The sequence below is a fragment of the Xanthobacter autotrophicus genome (genome assembly GCF_029991245.1).
Classification (GTDB): Bacteria; Pseudomonadota; Alphaproteobacteria; order Rhizobiales; family Xanthobacteraceae; genus Xanthobacter; species Xanthobacter autotrophicus_C.
On the sequence record NZ_JAIVFO010000054.1, the window covers coordinates 21,931 to 27,962 of the forward strand.

The window sequence follows — 6,032 nt, forward strand, 5'->3', positions numbered from 1 at the left end:
GGCGAGCCGGAAAACCAATTGTCGCGTCCGGTCGCGAAGGCGGGGCTTGCGACAGAGCGATACACTTCGCTCCTTCCGCCGATATCCTCCTGCGACGCAGCCCGCCCATCCTCCTCCCATCGAAATGCACAACCGATGAGGTGAGGACATGAAACGCAAGACGCTCGCGATCCTGGGCGCCGTCGCCGCCGTTGCCGTGGTGGGGGCGGTCTCGATCCCCGCCATTGCCGGCGGCCCGGGCGGCTGTTGGGGCGGTGGCCCCGGCTTCGGCATGATGGGTGGCCACGGCGGCCCGGGCTGGCAGGGCATGGGTGGCCCCATGAACGGCCCCATGGGCAGTCCCATGGGTGGGCGCATGGGCGGTGGCACGGGCGGTGGCATGCATGGGCCCATGGGCCGCTTCGCTGCCGCGCAGGTCTTCATGACCTTTGACGCCGACGGGAACGGCACAGTGACCGTCGCCGAGGCGGAAGCCGGCATCGAGAAGCTGCGGGCGAGCCATGATGGCGACGGCAACGGCACCTTGTCCCGCGAGGAGTTCGGCAAGCTCTTCGCCGAGGTGACGAAGAACATGGCCGACCGCCCCTTCGCCATGCTCGACGCCAATGGCGACGGTCAGCTGAGCGCCGACGAGATGCGCTTTCCCGCCCAGATGATGGCGCGGATGGAGGCGTGGCACGGCCAGCAGGCTGCGCCCGGCGCCAAGCCGGGGAACTGATCCGGAGCCGGGGGCGGCCCTGGGCCGGGGTCGCCCCATCCCCCGATATGGAAAGGCAAAGACATGACCGTCCCCGTCGCCGCCGGATATTCCCGCACCCAGATCGCCCTGCATTGGGCAGTCGCGGCCCTTGTGGCCGTCCAATATCTCTTCAACGATGCCATCGCCGAGGCCTGGAGCGCCCATGTGCAGGGCAAGGCCTATGGGTTCGACCCGCTGGTCCCTGCCCATGTGGCGGGCGGCGTCCTCATCCTCGCACTGGTCCTGTGGCGCATCGCCCTGCGCGCGACGCGCGGCGTCCCGCCGCTGCCCGAGAGCGAGCATCCGGCGCTGCATCTGCTGGCCCAGGTGACGCACCTTGCTTTCTATGGGGTGCTGATCGCCTTGTCAGTCTCCGGGGCCCTCGCCTGGTTCGCCGATGTCCTGCCCGCGGCCGGCGCCCACAATGTGCTGAAGGTGATTTTGCTGGCGCTTATCGTTCTGCACGTCCTCGCCGTGATCTTTCACCAGAGCGTGCTGAAGTCCGGCGTCATGCAGCGCATGGTGCGTCCCGGCACCTGAAGGCGAGTGCGTCGCGGGACCTCAGGCGGGCGACGCCCCATCGGCTTCCAGCCGGCCATCGCGAAGGGCGAAGATGTGGTCGAAGCGATCAAAGATCTTCTCGTCGTGGGTGACGGCGATGATCGCGGCCTCCTGATCGATGGCGACTTTGCGCAAGAGGTCCATGACGATCCCGGCGCGCTTGGAGTCGAGGGCCGCGGTCGGCTCGTCGGCCAGGATGATGCGCGGGCGATTGGCCAGCGCGCGCGCGATCGCGACACGCTGCGCCTCCCCGCCCGAGAGCTTGGCCGGCATCGCCGAGCGTCGATTGCCGACCTCCAGATAGTCGAGGAGCTCGGCCGCCCGTGCTCGGGCCGTCTCGGCATCCTTGCCGGCCAGGCGCAGGACGAGGGCCACATTGTCGGTTGCGTCGAGAAACGGAATCAGATTGTGGAACTGAAAGATGAAGCCGATCTTGTCCAGCCGCAGACGCCTGAGATCCGACCTCAGCCAGCGACCATCCTCGATCACGCGCTCGCCATCGAGCGCCATCGATCCGGACGAAGCGGCGAGGATGCAGCCGATCACGTTCAGCAGCGTCGTCTTGCCGGATCCTGACGGACCCAGCAGAGCCACGACCTGGCGCGGGTAGACCGTCAGCGAGACGTCGCGCAGGGCATCGACACGCGTTGTTCCCGTGCCGAAATGCTTGGAGATGTGATCGAGGCGAACCAGGGGATCACCATTCAATGGCATGTCGCCTAGCCTCCGATCGCTGTGGCGGGATCAACCCGCAATGCCGCGCGAACACCCAGGCCGCTCGACGCGATGCAAACCGCAAGCACGATCAGGCCGAGCCCGGCGACATTGTCCGCCTCGAGGACCACCCGACGCGGGAAATGATCCTTGATGGCCAAGATCATGGCCGTGCCGAGCACAAATCCAATCAGGCCGAGCGCCAGCGCCTGCTGCACGATCATCAGGACGATCGTGCGATCCGGGGCACCGATCAGCTTGAGCGTCGCGATCTGCTTCAGCTTTTCCATGGTCATCGTATAGATGATGAGGGCGATGATCACCGCGGACACAAAGAGCAGGATTGTCGTGAACAGCCCGATCTGGCGTCGGGCGCGATCGACCAGCGACCGGGACAGGATGTCCTCCTGTTCCGCCTGCGTGATGGCCGAAAAGTGTTTCCATCGACGAACCGTCTCCGCCACGGCATCCACTGACGCATTGGGCTGAAGGCGTGCGATGACGGCATTTACCGTGTCGCGACCGGCCCCCGCGGTTCCGCGTGCGATCTGGACGCGGGCCGCGGGAGGACCGAGATCGAACTGCAGCTTCTGCGCGTCCCCCAACGTGATGTAGACAGCCGGGTCGCCGCCGGAATTGACCTGGTGCCGGGTCAGGCCGACGACCGCGAACGTGTTGCGCCCGAGCTCGATCCGGTCGCCGAGAACAAGTCCGCTCGCCTGGTCGGCGACCATCTCGAAATGGCTGCGCACGACGGCGCGTCCTTCCACGATCTCCGGCGGGCCTCCTGGCCTCGTGGGCTCGTAGCCGATGACATAGAGGCGGAGCTTGCGGCTTTGATGATCCGCCTCGACGGTCTGGTAGGTGATGCCGCCTGCCGCGGTCACGCCGGCGATGCGCGCCACCGCTTCGCGAACGTCGCCTGGAATGCGGGATGCTTCGGCGAACGGACCGCGCGAGTTGGCTTCCACGACCCAGAGATCGACCGCCGGCGCACGGGAGATCGTCAGGGCGTCAACGACGATGCCACGATAAATTCCGATCATCGCCATGACCACCCCGAGCAAAAGGGCGAGCCCCAGGCAGGTCAGCAAGAAGCGCCCGAGGTTGTGGCAAATGTCGCGATAGGCAAGGTTCATTGGGCGCCTGCCTCGATGGCGCGCGCGGCGCGGCCCTCCTTGAAGGCCGGATCGACCTGAGTGACCACAAGCGCTCCCTCGGGCAGGCCGCCGACGATCTCGAGCCGCCCATCCTCGGTGCGATGGCGAAAGGCGACGAGACGGCGCTTGAGGCGACCCTGCTCCACGGTCCAGACCTTGCCTTCCCGTCCGTCATAGCCTTGCACGGCGGCTTCCGGAACGAGCAGAGCCTTGTCGAGCGTGGCGACGGAGATCCAGAACTCGACCTGCTCGCCGAGGAAGATGCGAGGCGGAGGATTGTCTCCCTTCACATAGATGCGCCGCTCCTCCGTGACACGGTCGCTTTCAAGGCCGATGCGCACCACACGCCCGGTGAAGGTTTCCTGCGGGCTTGAGCGCCTGCGGGCGTCGACACGCTGGCCCTCCTCGATGAAGCCGGCACGCGCCTCGTCCACATAGGCCAGCCCCCAATAGGTGCCGACCGCCACGAGGGAAAAGATGGGCTCCCCCGGATTGACCACGCTGCCGGCCTCCTTGTGGCGTGCGATGACGATGGCGTCGTAGGGCGCGACCAGCGTGCGATGGCGCAGCATGGTCTGCTCAAACTGCAGCTGGGCGCGCGCATCGGCGAGCTGGGCCTTGGCGCTTGCAAGCTCGCTTTCCGCCACAAGCGCATCCGCATTGGCGACAGCCTCGTCGAGCAGCGTCTCCTCGGCGACTTGCTGGGAGACGATATCGCGTCCCGCCAGGGTTTGCTTGCGCCGGTTGGCCACCTGCTTCTGGGCGAAGACGGCCTTCGCCTTCTGGAGGTTCGCCTCGGCGCGACGGATGTTGACCTCGGCGATCTCCACTGCGGCCACCGCCTTGGCGACCTTGGCCTCCTGCTCCCCCGCGTCGAGGCGCGCGAGCACCTGCCCCTGGGACACGTGGTCACCATGATCGGCCAGAAGCTCGGTGAGGGTCGCACCGACCTCGAAGCCGATCTTGGACAGCACCTGGGCCTCGACGGTGCCGAGACCGAACACCCGGACCGGCACATTTTGCTCGGGAGAGGCGACGCTGACGGCGATGGGTCTGTTGCTGACGAAGAAGATCCCCGCCACAAGCACCGCGACCGCCACGGCGGACAGGGCCATCGTCCTGAGCATCCGTCCTCTGGGGCGCCTTTCGGCGGCGCCCGCGGATGAGGAAGGCATGGGCGGCTGCGCCCCGTCTTGTCCGTCCGACACTTTCACCTCCTGCCAGAAGTCTCCACCGCGTCGCACCGACATCCGGGTGAGGCCGATATCAGCATCATTTCGGACGCGGCACATTGCTCGGACCTCCGGCGATCCTCGGCAGGCTCAATGCGCGCGACGGACGACAATCCCGGCAACATCAGCCTGGCGGAGCAGGCCCGACGAGACAGGCCGGTCGCGACAAAGTCCGTCAGAGGCGGCGGGCACCCGCCCGGGCCGGCGGCGAGGCCCGCCCCGTCACGCTCACATCATGCATCCCATGCCGGTGAGCAACTCGTTGGCCTTCTTCTTCTGGCCATCGCTGAGCGCGGCGTAGAGGTCGCTTAGCGGCTGCTTCATGCCCTTGAGAGCGGCGACGCGGGCTTCCATCACCGCGACGCGGGACTCGAGGCGCTCCATCGGCGTATCGGCGTCAAAGCTGGCTCGCATGGACTGGTGCAGGCCCTGCATGCTTATGAAATTGTTCTTCATCGCCGCCACATAGGCTTCCCACACCTTGGCCTGCGCATCGGTGACGCCGAGCTCGGCCTTCAGGAAGGCGACACGCCCCTCGATGAAGGCGGGCAGCTGGCCGTCGGCATCACCCGTCATCCCGCCACCGCAGCCGCCCATCATGCTCCGGGCCGAGCGATGGAACCCGGGGCCCCAGCCCCCCTGGCCGGGACCCATATATCCCTCACCCTGACCCATCATGCCCGGACCATAGCCGGGCCCACCGCCCATCTGGGCGCTCGCCGGCCCAACGGACAATGCCGCCGCGGCCAGCGCGAACGCCGCGACGCCCGTAACGGAAACAGACTTGATCTTCATGACGCTCTCCCTTCTTGCGGGCGGACACGTCCGCCCCTCCGACCTGCGCCGGGGTTGAGCCCGAACATTTTAGGCCGCGCCTGCGCCTCCTGCCGCATCGATCCACGCGCGGTGCCCCAATCGTGATGCCCGGCGGACGGCTTCCGCGGTCCTGCCGCGCGAACCACAGCGGCGGGCTGGCACACCCGAAACGGTCATCACCGATGGCCGAAATCACCGCGCTACCGGCGATAGATCCCGATCATAAATGCGCTTGCACGCATATGCGCATGAGAGTAACAAATATCCCATGCAATCCCCCCTCACCCTTCTATCGGCCCTGGCCGAACCCACCCGCCTCGCGGCGGTCCGCCTCCTCTGGGACGGGCGCGAGCATTGCGTCTGCGAACTCGTGCGCGTCCTCGGCGTCACCCAATCCCGCATGTCGCGCCATATGGCGGTGCTCAAGCAGGCCGGCGTCGTGGTGGATCGGCGGGACGCCCAATGGGTGCGCTACCGTCGCAATCCCGAATTGCCGGCCGAGCAGGCGGCCATCGTCGATGCCGTCCTCACCAGCCTGGACTCCTCATCGAACAGGAGAGCCGCATGAGCGCCGACCTGTCATTGACCGGGCGCAAGCCGCCGCGGGAGGCAGCGCCCCTGGCCTGGGTGGCGGCGACCGTCGCGGCGATCGCCCTCTGGTTCGTGGTCTATGCCCAGCTCGCGCCGTTCTCCCAATGGCTGGTTGCCCGCCTGCCGGTGGAGCCCGGCAGCCATCTCGCCGAAGCGGTCGCGTTCTTCATCTACGACACGCCCAAGGTGCTGATGCTGCTGACGCTGGTGGTGTTCGCC

General features: G+C 67.0%; 7 protein-coding genes and 1 pseudogene. 4 read left to right on the forward strand and 4 right to left on the reverse strand.

Annotation, left to right across the window (positions count from 1 at the left end; genetic code table 11):
• The first annotated feature begins 148 nt into the window (after positions 1–148).
• Both K9U41_RS11240 and K9U41_RS11245 read left to right on the forward strand, forming a co-directional pair.
• On the forward strand, positions 149–718 hold the full coding sequence (locus tag K9U41_RS11240) for an EF-hand domain-containing protein (RefSeq protein ID WP_282640925.1): 570 nt from the start codon (positions 149–151) through the stop codon (positions 716–718).
• A 63-nt stretch (positions 719–781) separates the two neighbouring features.
• A complete protein-coding gene (locus K9U41_RS11245; RefSeq protein WP_282640926.1) occupies positions 782–1,279 on the forward strand; it encodes a cytochrome b in 498 nt (165 codons plus the stop codon).
• A gap of 21 nt (positions 1,280–1,300) precedes the next feature.
• On the opposite strand, the gene K9U41_RS11250 is transcribed toward K9U41_RS11245, so the two are convergent.
• The 4 genes from K9U41_RS11250 to K9U41_RS11265 all read right to left on the reverse strand — a co-directional run bounded on the left by K9U41_RS11250 (position 1,301) and on the right by K9U41_RS11265 (position 5,201).
• Positions 1,301–2,014 (reverse strand): ABC transporter ATP-binding protein, encoded by a 714-nt coding sequence (locus tag K9U41_RS11250; RefSeq protein ID WP_282640927.1) that lies wholly within the window; start codon positions 2,012–2,014, stop codon positions 1,301–1,303.
• 5 nt (positions 2,015–2,019) lie between these two features.
• The gene (locus K9U41_RS11255; RefSeq protein ID WP_282640928.1) at positions 2,020–3,153 is read right to left on the reverse strand and encodes an ABC transporter permease; all 1,134 of its coding nucleotides are present in this window, start codon (positions 3,151–3,153) and stop codon (positions 2,020–2,022) included.
• Positions 3,150–4,289, reverse strand: a complete 1,140-nt coding sequence (locus K9U41_RS11260; protein ID WP_282640929.1) for an efflux RND transporter periplasmic adaptor subunit — start codon at positions 4,287–4,289, stop codon at positions 3,150–3,152. The genes K9U41_RS11255 and K9U41_RS11260 overlap by 4 nt, the downstream gene beginning before the upstream one ends.
• A gap of 345 nt (positions 4,290–4,634) precedes the next feature.
• A complete protein-coding gene (locus K9U41_RS11265) occupies positions 4,635–5,201 on the reverse strand; it encodes a Spy/CpxP family protein refolding chaperone (protein ID WP_282640930.1) in 567 nt (188 codons plus the stop codon).
• Between the two features lie 289 nt (positions 5,202–5,490).
• Here K9U41_RS11265 and K9U41_RS11270 point away from each other — a divergent pair, with 289 nt between their 5' ends.
• Together K9U41_RS11270 and K9U41_RS11275 are read left to right on the forward strand one after the other, a co-directional pair.
• On the forward strand, positions 5,491–5,790 hold the full coding sequence (locus tag K9U41_RS11270) for an ArsR/SmtB family transcription factor (protein ID WP_282640931.1): 300 nt from the start codon (positions 5,491–5,493) through the stop codon (positions 5,788–5,790).
• Positions 5,787–6,032, forward strand: a pseudogene (locus tag K9U41_RS11275) (permease); the annotation flags it as partial. The gene K9U41_RS11270 and the pseudogene K9U41_RS11275, both read left to right, overlap by 4 nt.